16 protein-coding genes and 1 CRISPR repeat array are annotated in these 22,971 nt (G+C 33.3%); of the genes, 6 read left to right on the plus strand and 10 right to left on the minus strand.

Translation table 11 applies throughout. The features are described 5' to 3' along the window. Positions 1-41: 41 nt before the first annotated feature. Positions 42-2,086: direct repeats of the CRISPR family, unit length 28 nt; unit sequence CTTCCAAGCTGCCTATGCGGCAGTTCAC. A 135-nt stretch (positions 2,087-2,221) separates the two neighbouring features. From cas6f to cas1f, 5 genes are read right to left on the minus strand one after another with little or no spacing between them, the layout of a single operon-like run. After that, entirely contained in the window at positions 2,222-2,773 is a 552-nt protein-coding gene (gene cas6f / locus ACI9TV_RS12085) for a type I-F CRISPR-associated endoribonuclease Cas6/Csy4 (RefSeq protein ID WP_415251063.1), read from the minus strand. A gap of 3 nt (positions 2,774-2,776) precedes the next feature. Next, complete coding sequence (cas5fv, locus tag ACI9TV_RS12090; protein ID WP_415251064.1) at positions 2,777-3,793, minus strand: type I-Fv CRISPR-associated protein Cas5fv; 1,017 nt, start codon at positions 3,791-3,793, stop codon at positions 2,777-2,779. Continuing rightward, complete coding sequence (gene cas7fv, locus ACI9TV_RS12095; RefSeq protein WP_415251065.1) at positions 3,793-4,752, minus strand: type I-Fv CRISPR-associated protein Cas7fv; 960 nt, start codon at positions 4,750-4,752, stop codon at positions 3,793-3,795. Before cas7fv ends, cas5fv begins: the two co-directional genes overlap by 1 nt. A 14-nt stretch (positions 4,753-4,766) precedes the next feature. Beyond that, positions 4,767-7,679, minus strand: a complete 2,913-nt coding sequence (gene cas3 / locus ACI9TV_RS12100) for a CRISPR-associated helicase Cas3' (protein ID WP_415251066.1) — start codon at positions 7,677-7,679, stop codon at positions 4,767-4,769. Continuing rightward, complete coding sequence (gene cas1f, locus ACI9TV_RS12105; RefSeq protein WP_415251067.1) at positions 7,676-8,626, minus strand: type I-F CRISPR-associated endonuclease Cas1f; 951 nt, start codon at positions 8,624-8,626, stop codon at positions 7,676-7,678. Before cas1f ends, cas3 begins: the two co-directional genes overlap by 4 nt. Positions 8,627-9,096: 470 nt before the next feature. Here cas1f and ACI9TV_RS12110 point away from each other — a divergent pair, with 470 nt between their 5' ends. After that, entirely contained in the window at positions 9,097-10,293 is a 1,197-nt protein-coding gene (locus tag ACI9TV_RS12110; protein WP_415251068.1) for a class I SAM-dependent rRNA methyltransferase, read from the plus strand. Here ACI9TV_RS12110 and ACI9TV_RS12115 read toward each other — a convergent pair whose 3' ends face one another. Continuing rightward, on the minus strand, positions 10,294-10,629 hold the full coding sequence (locus ACI9TV_RS12115) for a cytochrome C (RefSeq protein WP_415251069.1): 336 nt from the start codon (positions 10,627-10,629) through the stop codon (positions 10,294-10,296). A gap of 168 nt (positions 10,630-10,797) precedes the next feature. Here ACI9TV_RS12115 and ACI9TV_RS12120 point away from each other — a divergent pair, with 168 nt between their 5' ends. Then, positions 10,798-12,330, plus strand: coding sequence for a DUF3373 family protein (locus ACI9TV_RS12120; RefSeq protein WP_415251070.1), 1,533 nt, complete (start codon positions 10,798-10,800; stop codon positions 12,328-12,330). Between the two features lie 40 nt (positions 12,331-12,370). On the opposite strand, the gene ACI9TV_RS12125 is transcribed toward ACI9TV_RS12120, so the two are convergent. Both ACI9TV_RS12125 and ACI9TV_RS12130 read right to left on the minus strand, forming a co-directional pair. Then, positions 12,371-13,741: an FAD-dependent oxidoreductase gene (locus ACI9TV_RS12125; protein WP_415251071.1), complete on the minus strand. Its 1,371-nt coding sequence runs from the start codon at positions 13,739-13,741 to the stop codon at positions 12,371-12,373. 81 nt (positions 13,742-13,822) lie between these two features. Beyond that, complete coding sequence (locus ACI9TV_RS12130) at positions 13,823-14,698, minus strand: GGDEF domain-containing protein (RefSeq protein ID WP_415251072.1); 876 nt, start codon at positions 14,696-14,698, stop codon at positions 13,823-13,825. 148 nt (positions 14,699-14,846) lie between these two features. On the opposite strand from ACI9TV_RS12130, the gene ACI9TV_RS12135 reads away from it, so the two are divergent. Next, a complete protein-coding gene (locus ACI9TV_RS12135) occupies positions 14,847-15,476 on the plus strand; it encodes a helicase-related protein (protein WP_415251073.1) in 630 nt (209 codons plus the stop codon). 26 nt (positions 15,477-15,502) lie between these two features. On the opposite strand, the gene ACI9TV_RS12140 is transcribed toward ACI9TV_RS12135, so the two are convergent. Together ACI9TV_RS12140 and ACI9TV_RS12145 are read right to left on the minus strand one after the other, a co-directional pair. Beyond that, positions 15,503-16,858 carry a methyltransferase domain-containing protein gene (locus ACI9TV_RS12140; RefSeq protein ID WP_415251074.1) on the minus strand — a complete coding sequence of 452 codons (1,356 nt, stop codon included), beginning with the start codon at positions 16,856-16,858 and terminating at the stop codon, positions 15,503-15,505. Positions 16,859-17,468: 610 nt separating this feature from the next. Next, positions 17,469-18,749, minus strand: coding sequence for an MFS transporter (locus ACI9TV_RS12145; protein ID WP_415251075.1), 1,281 nt, complete (start codon positions 18,747-18,749; stop codon positions 17,469-17,471). A gap of 276 nt (positions 18,750-19,025) precedes the next feature. Between ACI9TV_RS12145 and ACI9TV_RS12150 the strand changes: the two genes are divergently transcribed. The 3 genes from ACI9TV_RS12150 to ACI9TV_RS12160 form a co-directional block, all read left to right on the plus strand. Then, positions 19,026-19,391 carry a hypothetical protein gene (locus ACI9TV_RS12150; protein ID WP_415251076.1) on the plus strand — a complete coding sequence of 122 codons (366 nt, stop codon included), beginning with the start codon at positions 19,026-19,028 and terminating at the stop codon, positions 19,389-19,391. 17 nt (positions 19,392-19,408) lie between these two features. Beyond that, entirely contained in the window at positions 19,409-20,812 is a 1,404-nt protein-coding gene (locus ACI9TV_RS12155) for a putative bifunctional diguanylate cyclase/phosphodiesterase (protein WP_415251077.1), read from the plus strand. Positions 20,813-20,906: 94 nt separating this feature from the next. After that, the coding region (locus ACI9TV_RS12160) for a PAS domain-containing protein (protein ID WP_415251078.1) at positions 20,907-22,971 on the plus strand (2,065 nt) is incomplete at its 3' end.

The following is a 22,971-nucleotide window of genomic DNA, read 5'->3' on the forward strand; positions in this document are numbered from 1 at the left end:
GCAGTTCACATTCGCAAAAAAAAATGATATAGCAAGCTGGACTTCCAAGCTGCCTATGCGGCAGTTCACGGATTTTACGAGACACAAGTTGAGCTTATTGACTTCCAAGCTGCCTATGCGGCAGTTCACATCTGAGTTGAAACCATCTTTGCTTTTTGCTTCTTCCAAGCTGCCTATGCGGCAGTTCACGTGCTGAGATAGCGAATCAGTATCTAAGAAAACTTCCAAGCTGCCTATGCGGCAGTTCACACGGAGAGCCAGAGAAATGGAAAGAGCATAAACTTCCAAGCTGCCTATGCGGCAGTTCACCCATGAAAAAACCTATCGTAGATACTGGCTTACTTCCAAGCTGCCTATGCGGCAGTTCACCTGACTTTGCGGATACTTCGGCTATCGCAAGTCTTCCAAGCTGCCTATGCGGCAGTTCACGATGTGCATGACAAAGTGGTCTAAGATTTGATCTTCCAAGCTGCCTATGCGGCAGTTCACGTTTAGACGATGGAAGAGAATGTAAAATCAAACTTCCAAGCTGCCTATGCGGCAGTTCACTCTGTATTCTGTTGTTGAGCGTATACCATGTTACTTCCAAGCTGCCTATGCGGCAGTTCACCTAGTCAAATGACAAAAGAGTTTGACGAACTGCTTCCAAGCTGCCTATGCGGCAGTTCACACTATTAATAGCTGCTATTTATCTTAATGTTTCTTCCAAGCTGCCTATGCGGCAGTTCACTCACTTGTGTTTCACTTCCACCTGTTGCAGCTCTTCCAAGCTGCCTATGCGGCAGTTCACTTCGTCAACCTCTGCTTTTACTTCTTCCTTTGCTTCCAAGCTGCCTATGCGGCAGTTCACAAGCCATCTGTTGATGAACGAATGCTTCCTTTCTTCCAAGCTGCCTATGCGGCAGTTCACCAAGTTGGGATTTCGTACATGTGTTACCTTTGCTTCCAAGCTGCCTATGCGGCAGTTCACAATTTGCACTTAGTACATGACGCGCAATCTCACTTCCAATTGCACTTAGTACATGACGCGCAATCTCACTTCCAAGCTGCCTATGCGGCAGTTCACTCATTCTCTCACTCAACTCTTTAGCTCTACCTCTTCCAAGCTGCCTATGCGGCAGTTCACTTATTACAGCCACGGTATTTGTATTACCAGCACTTCCAAGCTGCCTATGCGGCAGTTCACACTTCATCATGTATGCGTTCATGTCACTCTTTCTTCCAAGCTGCCTATGCGGCAGTTCACGTGGTTTTGATAATTGTATCATGGTTTCTCACTTCCAAGCTGCCTATGCGGCAGTTCACGACATACGGTGAAGCATGTATAAAAGAGAAAGCTTCCAAGCTGCCTATGCGGCAGTTCACATGTACTTGGCTATCCATGTAGTAACGATGCTCTTCCAAGCTGCCTATGCGGCAGTTCACAATTAAATAAACTGTGTGAAATTTAAAGAGGACTTCCAAGCTGCCTATGCGGCAGTTCACATGCAGAAGTTGCACAAGCAAAACGCTAAAGGCTTCCAAGCTGCCTATGCGGCAGTTCACCTCAAAGTCAAATTTATAGAGATTTAGCTATGCTTCCAAGCTGCCTATGCGGCAGTTCACTCGGCGTAATAAATGAATCCATAAACTCAAACCTTCCAAGCTGCCTATGCGGCAGTTCACAAAGTAATACTGAGCCTATCCCTATTGTTTACCTTCCAAGCTGCCTATGCGGCAGTTCACTGCTTGTGCAACTTCTGCATGAAGTAGCTTTCCTTCCAAGCTGCCTATGCGGCAGTTCACGTACTTAACGAAAATTGCTTTACAGTATTTATCTTCCAAGCTGCCTATGCGGCAGTTCACAATTTAACTATAGCAAATGACTTCAGAAATAAGCTTCCAAGCTGCCTATGCGGCAGTTCACTAACAGCATCTTCAGAGAATAGAACTTCTTCTCTTCCAAGCTGCCTATGCGGCAGTTCACTTTAACTTCTAAGATATGCTCAGACTCTTGACCTTCCAAGCTGCCTATGCGGCAGTTCACTGTTTCCCACAGAGCTTTATAATTGCTTTCTACTTCCAAGCTGCCTATGCGGCAGTTCACAGCAAATAAATACTCGGAAGTCTCGTAAGGGCTTGAATGGAAGCTACTTTTGTAAATTATACCATTATTTCTTAAGTTGTTTTTCTAGTCCTATTTTAGGGATTCTATAAGCTATCATAAAACAAAGGTTAAAATTTAAAACCAAGGGATAGTTGCAGTTTTACTCAAACCAAATACATCAAATTGACCTTTTACCTCTTTATTGTTTAATTCTCCAAATTCTATAAATCTTCTATGAAACTGATTGTTAGACATACTTGTAAGTTCAAGGTATGGGTTGTCGAGTCCACCTTGAAGCATTTTTAAACGATATTTTTTAATATCCTTTTCAGAAATTGTTTCTCTTTTTATAAGTCTTCTTAGTTTTGACTCAGTCATATTTTGTTGTATTCTAGATATTGTTCTATACTGCACATCTTCAGGGATCGTCTCAACTTTAGTAACTTTACAATAAGTTTTATACTTTCCTAACCAAGCTATTTCTTCTAGTTTATTGAGTGTTTCCTTTTTCCCATGTATGCGTAATAATCGACCAAGTTTTAATTTATATTGGGGAAAACTTATACCGATATCATTTGATTTTAAATCATACAAGCGTTTATGAAACACTGTATAAACTTGATTGAGTAAGACATTTTCACGTATCTCTTTTGTAGGGAATAGTTTTATATCTATGTAGTAATCCATAATTTACTTCACCTCTCTAGTATCAATGTTAGTTACATATGCTAAACCTTTTTTACCTAAGTAAAAGCTAGAAACACCTGCATTTTCAATTATCATTTTTAAAGCCTTCGCTTCATGTCTTCCAATGTCAATTATTATCTCTAAGACACCGCTCGCTTTAGTTAACATAGAAGTAACCTGACCTTCTCCCTTAACAAAGCTTTTAGCTATGTACGGATTTCCAAAAATCTTTTTCTTTTCTCCTGTTGTGAAACGATTCATAAAGTCTTTTTTAGTAAAAAGACGTTTAGAAATACCTGCTATTGTTCCTGATTTTGTTAATGCTGAACTCAAGTCATACTGAGAAGAGAGTCGTTCTAGTTGTAAGTAAAGAGCAGAGCAATACAAATTTAAAGGCACAACTTTATCTTTATTATTTTTATAATTTGTTCCATCAAACTTTTTTTCTAAAATAGCTAACGTAGTAAGTATATTTTCATCTTCATCAAGAGCTTTTAGTTTTCCAATTGCAACGAACTTATCAGAGATAACTAATGGGTCTAACACTATATTTTGAGTCATCTCTCGACCGTGAATAATGAACTCTAGAAGCTCATCAACTTCTAATGCCAATACACTCCAAAACTCTTTAGAATAATCTGAAGTAAACATCTTATCATCTGTTTTAATCATACCAGTAAATGAGTTTTGGTCAGTATTGCCTGACATATTTCGTAAATAAACAAGCTCTGTATTTTTTACTTTCACATCATCCTGAAAAGAAACGAGCGGCTCTATATCTTTAAAATAATAGGCTGTATCTTCTCGTACTTGGTAAAGTTTTCGTTGCTCTCCAATAAGACGATTTAAAATGCCCATTACTGTATTCATAGTCACATCTCTTGTTATGTGATTTTCACCCTTTTTTAAAGCGGTTATGGAACCTATAAATTTTCTTCCTTTATTCGGCAAGGCTTCATTATTATCTCCATCAAGAAAAGAGTTTCGCCATGAAGCTTCGTACTCTATCTCTATTTTCATTATTTTTCTTTCGCATAAAAGTAATGGGCATAATTAGTTTTAGATTCAGAGTTTATACTGCTCTCATCTTTTTTAATTCGCATCATCTGCGTACTGTCATTGTAGTCTACAGTTACTTCATCAACATACATATAAGATTTTGCTTGACGAATAGAGAGTTCATTTAACATACGAAGTGTCTCTTCTATTAAAATAACTACGGCATCATCGTTTAATATTATCCCATTTTCACCTTCTTCAAAAATAGTACCATTTCGTACACAGTTTTCATGAAAAGTCACTTTAGCGGAACGGTTTTTTGTGTCGAGTGAACGAACATACTCCTCTACCAGTTTCGCTACCTCTTCCCCTTCCCCTATTTTTATCTCCATTGCTTCACGGTCAAATTTTTTATCTAGTGAAATAAACTGTAACTGCTCAATACTTATTGACCCATATGAAATGTATTCGGTATCTCCAAAAGTCGTTTTTGAATAAAATGAAGAACTATCACGTGCTCCTGCTTGTCCAAATTGTTCAAAGTTTCCGTTACCCAGTTGGTCAACAAAATCTTCTAGCAATAAAGGACTTGTTCTTTTATTTTGACTTAAAGGTACCACATATCCACGTACTAATCCTGTAATCGAAGCTAAAACACTTTTAATATTTTTTCTATCTGCAAAATGTAAATCAAAGGCTTGTGCTTTAAAAATATGATGACGTACACAATTTTGACTAATATAAAGTGGGTTTTTTTTAAAGTCAATATCTGTAGGTTCTTTACGATACTTATACCCAGTATCTTTGACTCTACCTGATAGATTACTATAACCTCTTAACTTTGGCATCGTGTGATTGTCTACTGTTTTTCCATCTTCACCTTGTAGGTTAGTTGGACCGTTCCAGTTAACTACTCCATGGCCTTTAGCTACGATCTTAAAATCAACACTTCTGATGCCTGTTATTTTTTCGTTTTTCATTCTTATTTCCTTTGTTATTTTCTTAGTCGTTGTAGTGAAAGTATTCCTATAGGTTGTTTTAAGCCTATTGCATAATATTGAGCATATTGATGAGGTTCAGTATTTACCTTGCTTAAATCTTCTAGGGTATAACTCAAATAGATGGGTGTATTTGGGTCTCGTGCCTCAGTTTTTAATTGAGCATCTTTATAGGCTTTTTTTACGTCTTTAATATTATGATGCTTCTTTGCCATAAAAGCAACTAGATTCTTATTTGAGTCACCATATCCTTCTATCCCAGTAACTTCTAGTGTTACCCCATCATCTAAATTTTCATAAGCATACTCATCTAAAATATTAAAATCATTTATACTGTTGATTTTACATTTTGCCATCTGAACAAATAAGCTATTACCTCGTAATGAATTTTTCTTTATCTTGACTCCTCCTTTTTCATTTTTCTTAGTATTTGGAAAACTTTTAGGGTCTAATACATTTTCATCTATCAGAAGAACACTCTTTTTAAGTGCAGTAACTAAATCTTGGCTAATCATTTCAATCGTATTTTTATCTTCATAAAATTTTTCATACAATCCATATATTTCATTAATAGTATAAATCTCTTTGCTTAGATTGTTTACTAAAAACTCATACCAAACCTTAGAACTTTGTAAACTGTCTAACTCATTTAAAAATCTTGAAGTTCCATCTTTTGCTTTTCCTTCTTTAACTCCTTGTGTAATAGCAACTGTATATACATTTACTTCATCACGTTCACCAAAACGGTCAAGTCGTCCTAAACGTTGTAAGAAGTTTTCAGCATGACTCATTTCACTTATCATTTTGTCGCAAGTAATGTTAAGTGAGGCTTGGATGACAGGTCCACTTCGAAGGACACTATACTTTTTAGAGCCATTTCTTTTGAAGGAATTAAAAATATCAGAAAACAAATACTCTTGGTCACTTTTAGTAAATTTAGAATGGAACAACACGGAATTTTCAGTAGCTTGGTGTTTTATAAAACTGAGTTGTGCTGTAATAGCTGTATTGGAAATGACAAAAGTGTTTTTACTCTTTTGTTCTGCTAGTAAGGGGTTTGTTAATTCATCTTCTTTTTCATCAAATTCTGTAAACTCAATTTTATAGCTGCTGTTGTTAAAGCTTTTCATTCCAATAATAGAATCTTTATCTAATCCTAGAAACTGTGCAACAAACAATGGATTAGGAGTAGCCGAAACCAACAAAGTATTAGGTAAAGACTCATCTGTTTGTTGATATTTTTTTGCTTCTATTAGCTCTGCAAAAAGTAGATTAAACCCTTGCATAGTAATATACTCATGATATTCATCAAACACCACATGAGCATTCATAAAGTCCATAAGTGTCGCAATATGTTTATGAGTTGTTATGCTATTTACTATTTGATCTATAGTTGTGATGATAATATCAGATGAAAATTCCTCTCCTTCTATTGTTTGAGTAATTTTTCCATCCTGTACATTCTTTTTAATCTCCCCTGTGACAATCTCAATGGAACTATTAGGTAAATATTCAGAAGAACGTAAGTCATCAAAAATACCCTGACACACTTGTACTCGTGGACAAACCCAATAAATCTTCTTAGCGGATGTATTTAAAGCCCACTCCAACGCAATTTTAGTTTTTCCACACCCTGCTGGTCCATTTAAAACAGCTACATTTAGTTCCTCATCACAAAGTTCTTTGGCTATCTCTTTTTGTTTTTCATTTTGTAAACTATCAGGATAGTTTTTTATAAAACCATCTAAGCATTCTTTAATCTCACTAGCTAAGCCTCTTTCTTTTTTTAAGGCATCATCAAGTAAGCTTTCTAATGTTTTATTTGAGATGTGCGCATCCAACTCTTCTACTGTAAGTTTAGAAATAAGTCTGTCTGCTGTTACTATAGCTGTACGAGCTAAGTTATTTTTAGCATTAAATCCAATATTGTGTCTATAAGCATCTATCTTTTCTTTAGTTGAGTAACGCTTATAGATGGGTAAATCAAGACCTTCAATCAACTCTTCAATAGCATCAAATTTTATTCTTTTTATTGGCTTTAATTCTAAGTTATTATCTTCGTATTCCTCTGCTATTTCAGAAATTGATGACATAATTCCTTCAAGAGTTCCTAGGATATTTCTATACTTAGATTCAAAATTTTCAATTTTATTAAAAATACCAACTACTTTTTTAATTTCTTCTTTCTTACTACGTAAAGGTTTGGCATGATGCCAATATATAGCATGTTTAACTCTTTTAAACGAATCGTCATTAAGATTTGAATCAAATAAAATTTCAAATAAAAGTAATGAAAACTCATTGTGACGGGGATATCTTTCCCATGAAAAAGAACCTGTTTTTTTGTCTATATGTTCCCCCTCATCAGGAATATCTTTATATTTTTTTTGTTTCTTTAACTCTTTAATAAGCCAATTCTGAAAATTTTCATCAATTTTCCCTATATCGTGCCACACTCCTGCTACATAAACAGACTCTGCTAAGTTTTCATCTTCTGGAACTGTCTTCTCTATTAAAGCTTTTGCCAAATAGCCTACTGCAAAAAGGTGTTGATCTAATCGTTGTCCATTTGTATTCGCATATATTTTGTCTAACATAATTTCTTTTTCTCCTATAAATCTTTTGGTCGTGCCATAATTCACAGCAACAATACCATTTTCACCAAATGCTTCTTTATTTCCTACTACCCACAAAAAATCGCTTCTGCTTCTACTTCGAATCCAATGACAACTCACAGCAGTACTTTTAGAAGCTGTTTTTCTAAGGAGCTTCTGCACGGCATTTAAACCTTCTTGAGTTATTATAGTTTGCCATGTGTTATCTCCTATACGATTTGCAAAAGAGTCTAGAACCCTTCTTGTTTTTTTGAGAGCATTTTTTTCACACTGAGAAATGAGTGTAACCATCATGCTGGTTCTTTGTAGTAAGTAGCTGCTTTTTTGACTTCATTAAATATAAAATCTAATGCTTTATGCTCTACAAACGTCTGTAAAATTTGAGAACGAAATTCTTTATCACTCTGCTTCTCTTTAGCACAGATAAATGCCCACGGCAAAATGAGGGCATCTTTTATAAGATCAGCTACATCAAAAACCAGAGCACCTCTTCTTGTTTTTCCATGCATCACAGCAAATCCATGAGGTATACCTAAGACCCAAAGTGTTGTAGCTCCCAATCCATAAGCTAAATAATTTCCATGGTCTAAAAATCCATTGGCATCTTCTGCTTTAGCATGTTCTCTAACAAAGCCTAGTTGATTGGTTTTTTTAGCGGCATATTTATAGAGCTTTTTAGTTAAGTCTGCTTCAAGTTGCAAAAGTTTCCCAACATTATAAGCACTGGGTATTTGAGTCAAAGTATTGTTAAACATACTTTTTAGCTCTTGTTCATTACTATTAAAACCTTCTAGTTTTAACTCACGATCTTTTGACCATACTTTTTTTATAAATTCAATCCTAGCAATCTGGAACCGTTTTGCTATTTCTAAGCGTTTATCTTCATCAAACCAAAATTTCATCCAACCCTGTATATACTCGGTAGGCCTATATTCACCTTGTGGTGAAAACCATTCAATTTCTGTAGCCATTAACAGAGGAGTGGCTCCACTGCCACTAAAACCTACCAACACACCTGCTTGTGCTAACATTCTCATTGCTGCCTGAGTAATAGAAGTACCAATACCTAAAAGTAAACATGTTGTATTCGCAATTGGAATATTCCAATATTGGTATTCTTTTTTGTTTTCACTTAAATACAATACCCTCCCATCTTTTTGCATTACTCGACACATTTCTAGATAATAGATATTTGCTCTTTTTGAATGTAGAATCGCTTTTAAATCGGATATAGTTTCCATAACTATCCTTAGTACGAGTATTTCAATTTATATTAATTTAACTTTATTTATAAGTCACGTATAAATGTTAAATTTTAATAAAATATATTTAATTAGTGTCACTTTATCAAAATATAACTTTAATTATAATTTTTACTTGGCTTCTAATTTAATAAGACTAGTAAAAGCATTAAAAACAAATTTATAAATCTTTTAGGAGTTAATTTAGGTAGAGCTAAAAATTATAGATAATACAAAACCAGGAAAAAATGCTGCACTTCAAATAACAGATGCACTACTTACTCATGCAAAGAAAAGCATGGTGTTAGGGTACAAGCTTAAAGGAAAATATTTTGACTTAGGATTTCTAGTATCTTTTCTAGCTAAGTATCCAGCATAAGTGTTATTTCCAAAAACAATAATTTCTCCTCGACTAGCCTGTCTAGGTGTAAACTCTGTTAAGCAGATGAGTTTTATACTATAATTGCACTATGAAAAAAGAGATAAACCTAATTCTAAAATCAGACTACGTATCAAAATATGAAGATGGCTATCCATTACTTTTAAAAGAAGTATTAGTTGATTTTGATAAAGTTACACAAGAAGGTACCATAGTAAACCTTTTTACTTCCAAGAAAAAGTTTGTTGCTAAAGCCTACTATGGCTTACAAAACAAAGGTTTTGGTTGGATACTTTCAACAGACCCAAGTGAATCAATCGATATAACTTACTTTACCACTAAAATTAAAACAGCACTGAGTCACAGAAAAAGTTTTTATGCAGATGATAGTACTACTGCTTTTAGAGTTTTTAATGGTGAAGGTGATGGAGTAGGTGGGTTCACCATTGATTACTTTAGCGGATATTATATGATTACTTGGTACAGCATGGGTATTTATGAATTTCGTGAAGCTATTTTAGAAGCTTTCAAATCTTGCGTAGACTATAAAGGAATTTATCAGAAAAAAAGATTCGATTCTAAAGGAATGTACCTTGATGAAGCAGATGATTTTGTAAGTGGACAAAGAGCTCCTGAACCATTGATTGTAAAAGAAAATGGTGCAAATTTTGCGATTTATCTTGATGATGGTGCTATGGTCGGTGTGTTTTTAGATCAAAAAGAAGTACGCAAAACTATCCGAGATAAGTATGCAAAAGAAAAAACTGTTTTAAATACCTTTTCTTATACGGGTGCATTTTCTGTATTTGCCGCTTTAGGTGGAGCAAAAAGTACGACGAGTGTAGATTTAGCAAAAAGAAGTTTGCCCAAAACGGCAGAGCAGTTTGAAGTAAATGACATTGATGTGGATACTCAAGAGATTATAGTCGAAGATGTTTTTAACTACTTTAAGTACGCAGTTCGTAAAAAACTTCTTTTTGATATGGTAATTTTAGATCCACCAAGTTTTGCGCGAAGTAAAAAACATACATTTTCAGCTTCAAAAGACTATGTAAATCTTTTAAAAGAAGCGATTCAAATCACAAGTAAAGGTGGAATTATAGTAGCTTCAACAAACTCAGCAAATTTTTCTATGATGACTTTTAGAGATTTTATAAAAAGAGCATTTAAAGAGTTAAAAGGTAATCATAAAGTCCAAGAAAAATTTTCTTTACCAAAAGACTTTAGAGTAAATCCCAAGTTTAAAGAGGGGGATTACTTAAAAGTTGTGTTTATTCGAAAGTTATAATCAATTACAAGCGGGAACATTACCGCTATCTTTAGCATACTCAACTAAAAAGTCTTTAAGGTGTTTTGTCTTTTTAGTGTACTTCTTACTTCTAAAATACTTCCACGATTTTTTTGCTTTCTTTTCTTTTAGATGTATCTTTTTAAGTCCTTGCCCTTTTTTTTTCATCAGCTTTTTCCAGTTATATATGGTTTTTTTTGCTACAAAAAATTGTCCAGATGTATGGCATTTAACACATACCCGAGTAAAAACTTTATGACCTTTGTAGATTGCTGCATTCATAGGGGAACTTACAAAAAAGTAAGTCAACATAAAAATAAATAAATATTTCTTCATAATAATCTTTCCTATTGTTTCTAGAGCAAATTCTATATGAATTTATATTATATATCACTTAAATGTAATTATAATATAAAATTATGTCAATTGTGTGATTTAATTTGATATAGCCTTAAGTAATATACAGTTACAATATTGTGATAATATTTAATAGAGAGAGTTTTTATGAAAAATAAAGTAGTACTATCTTCAATTGTCGCAGCACTATTAGTAAGCCCACTTAATGCGCTTAATATGCTTGATAGATTTGAAGCTATGGAAAAAGAGATGAAGGCATTAAAAGCAGAGATTCTGCTTTTAAAATCTAGTGACAATGAAGATTCAGAAGACTCTGCAGAAATTGCTGAGAATGAAGAAATTACTGACGATGATGATTCAGAAGACTCAGAAGAAGGTAGCGTTGAAGAACAGCTTGAAGAAATTAAAGAAAATCTGACTGATCTTAATATAGCAACTTCAGGTAGCCATCTTAAGTTTGGTGTTGATTATAGATTTGCAGCTGATAACTTGCAGTACAAAATGGCGGATGGTTCAAAGAAACAAAATGATGCTTTTTTAACAAATCGTTTGTGGATAAACATGGATTGGGCTGCAACTGATACTGTAAGTTTTCATGGACAACTCGCATATAATAAAGCTTTTGGTAATAGAGGTGGTACTTCTACTCAAAATGAATTTGAAAATTTTGACTGGATTTCAAATGAAAATGCTTATGATGACACATTACGAGTTCGTACTGCATATTTTTATTATGCAGATGAAGAGTTTCTTGGTAGTGATATTCCATGGACATTTAGTATAGGTCGTCGCTCTTCAACAAATGGTGCACCTATCAATTTAAGAGAGGATGATGGACTTTCATCCCCACTTGCACATACTATGAATGTTGAGTTTGATGGATTAAGTTCAAAATTTAGCTTTAATGAATGGGTAGACGGGATGAAGCTTCAGTTTTGTGCTGGGCGTGGTTTGAGTAATGCAAGTACTAAATTCTCAGCAGCACCATACGCAGAAGATGAATCAAGCATTCCAAACATTGACTTGGCTGGTATTGTATTTACTGGATATGATGATGGTCAGTACTTGTTAAAAACTCAATACTATTTTGCACATAACCTTATAGACGTAGTAAATCCAATGAATTACTCTCAAGGATTTAAAACAGTTGGTAATATGCATAGTGCAACAGCATTATTTCAAGTAAATGGAATAGGTAGTGAAATAAATGACTTTCTTGATGATAGTATATTTTTCATGAGTGGTGCGGTTACCAAAACGGATCCTGATGCTAATGAGGGAATGCTTGGTTCAGCAGATGGCGAAAGTGTAACAGGGTACTCTTATTGGTTAGGTGCACAAGTTCCTTCACTTATGAGTGAAGATGGAAGAATGGGTGTAGAGTATAATCATGGTTCAAAACACTGGAGAAGTATTACATATGGTGAAGATACTAACGTAGGTTCAAAAATTGCTGCGCGTGGTGATGCATATGAGTTATACTTTACAGAATATTTAGTTGAAGACATCTTATCTCTTCAACTTCGTTATACATACATAGACTATGATTACACAGGAAGTAATGGATTTTTTGGAAATACTACTGGATCAGCCAGTAAAATTACAAGTGATATGCCTAATGGTAGTAACTACGTAGACAAAGCTCAAGATATTAGATTCTCTATCCGATATAAATATTAAATTTTAAAAGTATTTATGGTGCAATTCTTGCACCATCCTTCTAACTCTCAATCTCTTTTATAGCCATAATTGCAGCCATAATTAATGGATAGTTTGTTGGCGCACCTGTAAGTAAAGGTTGTGTTGCAACTTGCATAGACATTACACTATAAACACTTCTTCCAGATTCTATTATTTGTCCAATAAGGTTAATAATTTCTCCTGCTTCATCTGAACCAATAACCTGTCCACCAAGAATTTGACCACTGTATCTTGAGACTATGAGTTTTACATACTGTTTATGCGCTCCTGGTATTGTACGCGGATGACGGTTGATGCCTTGAAATGATCCAATTACCATAGTAGTCTTTGTTTTTGCCTCTGCCTTTGTTGAGGTTACTCCTGCTGAAGCAAAAACAGTATCGCCAATTTTTGTTGAAAATATAGAAATGGTACCACTCATTCCTTTTAAATATTTTATACCATATATAGAACTACCAGCAACTCTTGCTTCTGCAGCTGAAGTAGATGCAAGCATAACTTTTGAAGGTGCTTTAGAAATAAAGCCACGTCTAGCAGTACAATCACCAATAGCAAAAATATCTTGGTTCTGGGTTCTCATATAATCATCAACCCATATACCACCATAGTGACCAAGTGAAATTCCTACTTTAGTTGCTAAGGTCGTGTTTGGCTGATAGCCTGTTGCTAAAATAACTAAATCTGTATCTAGGATTTTTCCACTTTCTAACTTGACAGCATTTACAGTATTGTCATCATTTTTATCCATAATTGCAACAACTCGATCAGAACCAATATATGTGACTCCAGCTTCTTCTACAATTTTTTGTGCTTCTTGGGCAATGTCTGAATCGAAAGCTCGGTTAAGTATATATTTACTTCCTCCAACCATTATGACATTTTTCCCTATGCCGGCAAATTCCATAGCTATTTCTACACCGATAAAGCCACTTCCTACAATGATGATATTTTGTTTATCATCAGCGTATTTTTTTAGTTTTGTGATGAGCTCTACACTTTTAGCAATTGTAAAGACACCATTAAGACTCAAAGAATGTTGTAGAGATTCATGTACAAATGGTACGGAACCTGTAGCAATAACTAGCTTGTCAAACGAAATAGCATTTTCACCATAATAAGCAATCTTATTTTTAATGTCTATATCTTTTACTTCGCCGATTACAGCTTCGATTCCCATTTGTGTAGCCATTGCACATGAACCAAGACCATTTTCAACACTGCCTAGTGTTTTACCAAATATATATGGGATTGAACAAGGTACAAGTTGTTTCTCATGTTCTCTAATTACCATAATTCTTTTGTCGGGATTATTCATCTTTGCAGTTACCGCACAAACTCCACCAGAAGGGCCTCCTCCAATTATTAGTATATCAACACTCTCTTTGTTCATTAAACAAGCCTTTAGGTTTTTTTTTATTGTAGCTAATTATGATTACATAGCAGGTGAACTCAATATAAAAGCATTTAAGAATTAATATATAGCCACATTATTACGTTTAATTTTTGCTCTATAAAGTGCCTTATCTACACGAATAAAGGTCGATTGTTTTTTGTCTTTATCTAAGATCTCTGTTACACCAAAACTTACGGTAATCTTTGGTATACCAGTATCTTTATAATTTTCTATTAATCCTCTGAGCTCTTCAGCTTTATCGTAAGCGGTATCTATATTTGTTCTTGGTAGTAGAATCATAAACTCTTCTCCACCCCATCTGGCAAATATATCACTTACTCTTAGGTGCTTAGTTATAAGTTTAGTAAGAGTAATTAATGTTTTATCCCCTATATTATGTCCATAGTTATCATTAACAGCTTTGAAATAGTCTATATCTAGCATAATAAGCGATAAGTTATCTCCATACCTTTTCTTATTTTCTTTTTCTTTTAGTAAGAGTTGATCAAACATTTGTCTATTATATATATTTGTCAAAGGATCAATGTATGCCAATTTTTCTAATAAAGTATTTTCATTTTGCACAGCAGTTATATCGGTAAAAACTACTATGTAATGATTTTCATATTGTTGGGGTTGATTGATAGTAATTTCAAATACTTTAGGTTTTTTATTCATATCAAGAATAGAAACTATGCTTATATCATTATCACTTTTGTTTAAGTGCTCAGTCCATAGTATACCTTGGTCTAATTTACTAAGTGAAAAGTAGTTTGGATGATTTAAAAAAAGATTACATACGCAAGTATGTTTGGATACGAATTCCTCAACATTTACACAATCAAAAAAGTTTAGAAAATCATTATTTGAGATTAATAGTTCTATACCATTTGTTATAATTACAGGATTTGGTATAGTGTTAATACAATTAAATATTAGTTTATTACTTTTCATTACAAAGCCTTTTTTGTAGATTTTATATGTAAGCTATATATCTACATTATATTATTAAATATCTTAAAATATATAAAGTTTTCTATTAGCTACATTTGTATCTTATGGAATCAGATATAATTGCATAAATACTTTAAGGAATTTTTACATGCCTGAGAACGATGATAAACCAAAACAAAAATTATATTATGACCAAAGAAGTGTAGCTCTAAGAACTACGCAGTGCGTTTATTTTGTTCAAGAACATGATAAGTTATCAATGATTGAGTTATTGCTTAATAATTATAAAGATACACAGATAGTTGTTGTGGTAAAAAGTAAGAAAAAAGCAGATATCTTGAGTGAGTTTTTAATCTCTAAAGAGTTTAAGGCTATTGCAGTTCATGGAAATCATAGAGAAGAACATCAGATAGAAGCTGCAACAGGTTTTCATTTGGGTGCTTTAGATATTCTTATCACAACAGATATGATTTTTCAAACACTAGATTTAGATAATATAAAACTTGTTCTTAGTTACGATTTACCGGATCTTGTACAGGATTATTATAATCGTTTATCTTTTATGTATGAGAAGGGTGAAGCTATTACTTTTGTAAGCCCCGAAGATGATAGGTTGTTAAGTGATATTGAATTCAATATGAAACAAGAAATCGAAGAAAAAGTACTTGATGGTTTTGTTGCAACACCGGTTTCTAATCACTCACGAAATATGAAAAAAGATAGAAAAAAGAAACCTCGACATCGTAAAATCAAAGTGAAAAAAGAAAAACCAGAATAATTAGAAGATGATAATTTCTAAAGTTATCATCTTTTTTTTATAATAAAATATATATATTTCTGCTGAGTATGTTTAGGTGTTATATGAAGATAATCTTCACTCTCAATGAGCTCGAATTCATCTGTTAATTGGGATAGCATACTTGCGTGATTATACTGAACTATATCAAGACCTGCACACTGGGTAGGTCCATCTACTTTAAACGTACTGATTATTGCAATTCCTTCATCTTTGAGTGAATCATTCAGTATTTCAAAATATTTTATTCTCTCTTTTTTACTAAGTAAAAAATGAAAGACTGCTCTATCATGCCAAATATCAAACTTTTTATCTGTTTTGAAATTTAAAATATCATTACATTCACATCTTATATTATCATTAGATACTCTTGATTGTACTATATCGAGTGAATATTTAGACGTATCAAGAAGAGTGATATTTTTGTATCCACATTCAAGTAGATTGTCCACAAGATGCGATGCTCCACAACCTACATCGATTATATTAGCATGACTTTTTGTGTATTTTTTGATAAGTTCTAAAGATTTTTGCGGTGAAGTTTGATGCCAAAGAACTTGTGTGTAATCTACACGTTGAAATAGACTATTCCAATGCTTTTCTCTTAACTCTTGAGCGGGAATTTTAGTAGCTATAAATGTAGCTCCCTTTGTTGTTTGTGCTGTTGTGTAATGATTATGCCCAGTACACTTTACATCTTTAAACCCAGCTTTTTGTATAAGTTCTATAAGCTCACTCTCTCTCATCGTTCCAGCTACACAGTTTGCCCAATCTTCTTCACCACTATCACAACAAGAAGCTTGTTCAACCAAACAGCAACTTCCTTCATCTATGGAAATATCTATCATATCAGCAAAGAATATTTTGCCATTTGGTTTTAGTACACGATATATCTCAGTAAAAACTGATTCTTTACAAGATGTAAGGTTTATAGCACCGTTAGATATAACTACATCTACACTTTCATCTTCTACATTAATAGCATCAAAACTACTCTGTAATATTTTGACATTCTTAGCCTTCATTTCTTTTGCATGATCAGTGGCAATTTCTACCATCTTTGGAGTAATATCAACACCAACAACTTCTCCACTTTCTCCAACTAAAAGTGAAGCAACAAGTGCATCAAGGCCAGCCCCACAGCCAAGGTCTAAAACTGTATCGCCTTTGTTAATCTCTGCATCTTTAAAAGGGTTTCCGACAGCTGCACAAAACTCCCAGACTTTACTTGGAATTTTTTCAATCCACTCTTGCTTGTATCCATGTGCCAATGCATTTTCTAAACCCTTATCCCAACCAAAGTCTTTATTTGGGTTTTGGGCTAACTCTGTATAAAGTTCGATTATTTGAGTGTTATCAGTCATTAGTGTGTATCCAATTCTTTATATTTTGTTCCATTACTACATATCTTATCGCACAACTCTCAAGAGTTGGAGTAGAAGAAAACTTATCTTAAGAATGACATTATTGCACAAACAACTTGTGTTTCACGTATTATTGAATATGTAGCAGGGTGTTTTAAAGTTTTAGTAAAAGAGTATGAATCTGGTGTTATCTATCAGTTTGACAACACTTAGAAAAAGGAATGATTAGAAAATAATTATTTTTTGAAAGCTTTCTAAGAGTAATGACAAAGCAAAGAGTAAAATTATAAGAGAAGAAATAATTGCGATAATGGATGAAAACTTATCTGAAATAAGGCTTCTTTTTTATATACCAAGTAGGGCATAATAGTAACCCAAAGCATTAAGGCAAAAATCATTCCCAAAAGTGTGAGGCCTAGTGAGCCAGTAGTACTTGAATACGTTGTTACACTAAGCCAAAAAAGTACGGTATATGGGTTTAAAAGAGTGAGTACCTAGCCTTTTATATAGTTTAAAAACAGAGTTGTATCTTTTAGAACCTTCTTCTGGTAAATTAATATCGTATTTTAACAGTAATAAAAATTTTTTTGTATATGTGTTGCAGGAATGATTAAATCATTCCTCCAGCTTGAACTCCCCAAGTAGTTCTCCATCTAGTTTTTACTAAAGATAGACCGATAATAGCTATGACAACAACAGCTGCGAAGATTAAGAAACCTGCTGTGTAACCATCGAATGCACCCTTAGACCAACCAAGTGTTTTAATTAAAGCTGTTCCGCCTAAACCACCAGCACAACCAACAAGTCCTGTCATAATTCCGATATCTTTACCAAATCTTTGAGGTACGAGTTGAAACACTGCACCATTTGCCATACCAAGGTTAGCCATGATTAAGAACAATACAAAGATTGCTAAGAAAAATGGTAACTGAACCGTCGCACTAATAGTTACAAGTAGCGCAACCATTCCATAAAAGAAGTATAGTGATTTTATACCACCGATTCTGTCTGCGGTACTTCCACCAACTGGACGAAGAACTGCCCCGGCAAAGATACATAAAGCGCCAAAGTAACCAGCGATTACCTTTACATTTTCCTCATTTAACACATCTAAACCAAAAGCGGACATATCTGCTTGGTAAGTGTTCATTAGATACACTTTCATATATCCCGCAAACCCTACAAATCCACCAAAAGATATTGCATAAAAAAGTGAGAACCACCATGTATCTTTGTTTTTAAGTAACTTTCCATAATCAGAAAGCTTTTTAGGTCGTGCTTTATAGACAGACTCTGGAGCATCCTTAGCTATAAATGCGTATGCAATAAGAACAATTATTGACATCACAGCACCTACACCAAATACAGAAGCCCATCCCCAAATCTCAGCGATCTTAGGAGCGAAAAGAAAGTCAATAACAACACCAATATTCCCAGCTCCAGCAATACCCAAAACAACACCTTGAAGTTTAGGTGGATACCATTGACCGGCTTGTGGAAGTGCAACTGCAAAAGAAGCTCCCGCAAAACCAAGACCAAGAGCTACAAACAGAAGCGCATTGTATGTAATGCCATCGCCCATTAAGTAAGCAGTTAAAAGTGCAACAATAACAACAACTTGTGACATCATCGCCGTCATTTTTGCACCAAGTTTATCAACGCCAAATCCAAGAAGAATTCTTAAAATTGCACCTGAGAGAATTGGAAGTGAAAGTAGTGTTGCTTTTTCACCGGCTGTCATAATATGACCAGCAAGTGCTAAGGCCTCAGATATTTCTGTACTTAAGGGTCCCAACATTGTCCAAACCATAAAACTCATATCGAAATACAAAAAAGCCATGAACAAAGTTGGGGTATGTCCTTGTCCTTTTAAATCTTTAAATCCTGCCATAAAATCTCCTCTAGATAATTAGTTGAGATAATTATAATAGGTATATGTTATTTTTAGTATAGTTTTATGATTAAAAAATAATCAGACTATTTATTTTTTAGAGTTAGATTCTTTAAGCATACTCGTATTAAATTCTCTCATTGTAATATTAAGTAGGATCGTATTCTCATCCATAGAAAAGGTTCTAACTGATTGTTCATATATGAAAAACAGTTTTTAATTTATTTAACTGTATAATTACGATTATGTATAAAAATCGATAAGGAATGAAAGCGTATGTATACAAATCATGAATCAAAAATTGTTGAAGCAATAAATGAAGATAGGATGAGAGATAAAACCTTTTCTTATCTTGTTCTATTTGTTATCGCTCTTATAACAATGGTTATGGGCTATATTCTATGGGTTTTAATATCTTCACTATCTGCTAATATGGAATCAATTGCATCAGATATGTCTGCAATGCGTAAAGATATACAACATGTACGATCTATTGATACCTCAATAGCAAATATGCGTTTAGATATTAAGCAAATGAGCACTGATATATCAAATATATCCATAAATACTCAAAATATGGATACACATACAAAAGGTATGCAAAAAGACATCAGTATATTAAATCCAAAAAATCTTTTTTAATATTATGAAGGAAGATGATGACAACGTTACTTATTATATCTTTGATTTTTATAGTTATTGTACTACTGATTTGGGTTCATAAACTTAGAAAGAGTCTCAAAAAACATTTTATTATAGAACATGCGCTTCAGTATGAAGCTGGACATGATTCATTAACAGGTCTTGTTAATGGCGGACTTGCAATAGACCGTCTCAGACAATATATGGAAAATGCTCGAAGATATAAAAAGAGAGTAGCAATTCTCTACCTCGGAGTTGACCATTTTAAAAAAATAAACAAATCATTTGGCTTTTATGTCGGGGATACAGTTTTGCAACTTCTATCAAAAAAACTATTAAACACTGTACGTAAAAGTGATACTGTTGCTAGACTTAATGATGATGAGTTTATTATAATCCTTGATAACTTTGATAATTCTACCTATATACAGGTAGTTATTGATAAACTGATGCAATTATCAAAAGAAACACTTCTTATAAGTTATCATAAACTTGATGTCACTTTTAGTCTTGGTATATCTGTATACCCAGATGAAAATGTAGATGCGGTAACTCTTTTAAATCATGCCTCTACAGCTATGCATACAGTAAAAAGTAGTGGTCACAATAATTATCAGTTTTATAGCTCAGAATTAGCAAACAAAGTATTCAACCGTGAAAAACTAGAACAAGACCTTATTCAATCTATAAAAAATAATGAATTACAAGTGTATTATCAACTGCAAATAGATGCCAGAGATGACACTATAATTGGGATGGAAGCATTAGTACGTTGGAGACACCCTGAAATGGGATTGATTTTACCTAATCAGTTTATCTCACGGAGTGAAGAAATTGGCTATATCATTGATATAGATAAATGGGTAATGAAAGAAGCCATGACTCAATTTGGAAAATGGCGAAAAGCTGGATTAAACCCTGGAATACTCTCTTTGAACCTATCTATATTAAGTCTTGAAAAAAATAATTTTATTGATGAGATACAAAACACCATGCAAGAAGCTGATTTTGACAAAGAACAATTTTCTTTTGAGATTATGGTCACTCAAATAATGCATCATCCTAAATGTACTATCGCAAAACTCAATGAACTCAGTGCTTTAGGAATTCGATTTTCAGTTGATGACTTTGGCACTGATAACGCATCTTTAGCATATCTCAAAAGACTACCTATAAATAAAGTAAAAATTGATCGTTCTATCATTATGACTCTCACAGAGACTGAAGATAATAAAGAGATTACAAAAACTATCATTTCAATGGCAAAAAATCTCAACCTTGATGTTTTAGCAGAAGGCGTTGAAACGCAAGAACAGTGTGATTTTTTACTTGAACACTCTTGCTCTGAAATTCAAGGATATCTTTATCATAAACCTTCACCTGCGAACGAAGTAGAAAAAAAATTAGATGCATTTCTTTGACTAATAAATCATAATATTCTTTAAAGGTGCTTTAATAAAGATAGAAAGCACTATAATTAAATATAATAAATTAATATTTAATAAAGGATTTTTCGTGCAAAGAGAAATTAAAAGTAAAAAAGAAATATATATTGTTCTTTTTGCATTTTTATTTGTAGCCTTATTAGCAATAATTTCAAAGTTTCTAGGTTTTCATCAGATAAAGACTATGCATAAAATCACTTCAAACATATATGAACATCCTTTAAACGTCTCAAATGCTTCTTTGAAAGTAAAACTAGATGTATATAGAATTCACAGAGATATGAAAGATATTGTACTTTCATCATCAGAAAAAGAACTGGGACATCTTATAGAACAGGTAAATAACCATGAAAAGCGTGTTTATACTAACTTAATTATTATTGAAAAGAAGATACTCGGTGAAGAAGGTCTAAAACTTCAAGAAAAGACTTTTAAGCTTTTTCATGACTGGAAGCCAATACGAGATAAAGTTATTAAATTAGTGAAAAATAATAAAATTACCGAAGCTATTAGTATTACTAAAGGCAAAGGTGCAAGCCATGTTCTTAAATTGGAAAACTCAAGTTACAAACTCTACGATTATGCAAAAGATAAGGCCGACAACTTTATAAATGAAGCTGATAGCACTTTTGATAAATCAGTATTTATTAGTTATGAAATAAATATAGCCATTTTATTGCTATTTTTAATTATTGTTTATTTTACCATAACAAGAATATCAAAACATATGTATAGGAATGAGCACTTAAATGGTGTATTAGCTGTTATACGAGATGTAAATCAGCTTATTGTTCGAGAAAAAGAAGTAAAACAAATGCTTCAAGATAGTTGTAATATATTGACATCAAATCATGTTTATGGACATACTTGGATTATGACTTTAAATGATGAGCATCAAATTGAACATATCGTAGGTAATGACAGTTCTGATGATTTTACAATTTTTAAAGAAAAAATTAAAAATGCTTGGAGTCCATACTGTATTAATAAAGTGGATGAACAATTTTCTTATATTGAAAATACGAGTCAAATATGCAGTGAATGCCCTTTAAAAGATATGTATAGGGGCAAAGGTGCATTTACCATAGAGTTAAAACATGAAGATAAACTCTATGGATACCTAAGTATTTCTGTTGAAAAAAAGTATATTTTAGATGATATTGAATTATCACTTCTAGGTGAAGTTGCTGGAGATATTGCTTATGCTCTTTATAATATTAATGGAGAACAGTTGTTAATAAAACAAGAAGAACGTTATCGTTTCGTAACTGAAGCTGCTTCTGATGGTATATGGGATTGGGATTTAATTACAAATGATGTATATTTCTCCCCATCACTCAAAGCAATATTGGGTTATGCAGATGATGAATTAGAAAATAAATATGAAGAGTGGGATAGTCGTATTCACCCTGATGATAGGGAACAAATATTTTTAGATGTTCAAGATGCTGTTAATAAAAAAACAAAGATATTTAAAAATATCCAAAGATTAAAACATCGTGACGGTCATTGGGTATGGATTGAATCTAAAGCAGTAACCTTATTCGATGAAGAGGATAAAGCTATTCGGATGATAGGGTCGCATACTAATATATCAGAAATAAAACTAAATAATATAGCATTAGAAGAAAGTGAAAAACAATTAAAAACCCTTGTTTCAAATTTACCTGGAATGGCTTTTAGAACTAAAAATGATGCTAAATGGAGCATGCTATTTCTCAGTGATAACTGTAAAAAATTAACAGGCTATGAGGTAGATGATGTTATAGACAACAAGCTAATTAGTTATAACCAAATTATTCATATAGATGATCGTGAACATGTTTGGAATACAGTACAAAATGCACTTATAAAACATGAGAACTATGAATTAGAATATCGTATTATTATGGCTGATGGAACACAAAAGTGGGTTTGGGAACAAGGTGTCGGAATATTTAAAAATAATGAATTTGTGTACATAGAAGGTATAATACTTGATACCAATGAACGTAAGAAAAATGAATTCGCATTAATTGAAAGTGAGGAGAGATTGCATCTTATCATAGAGAATTCTCCTGTAGGAATTTGTACAGTTGATTTGTTAGGTAATTTTATTTCAACGAATGTGCCTTATGAGAAGATGCTTGGCTACT

This window comes from Sulfurimonas sp., assembly GCF_047622445.1.
Classification (GTDB): domain Bacteria; phylum Campylobacterota; class Campylobacteria; order Campylobacterales; family Sulfurimonadaceae; genus Sulfurimonas.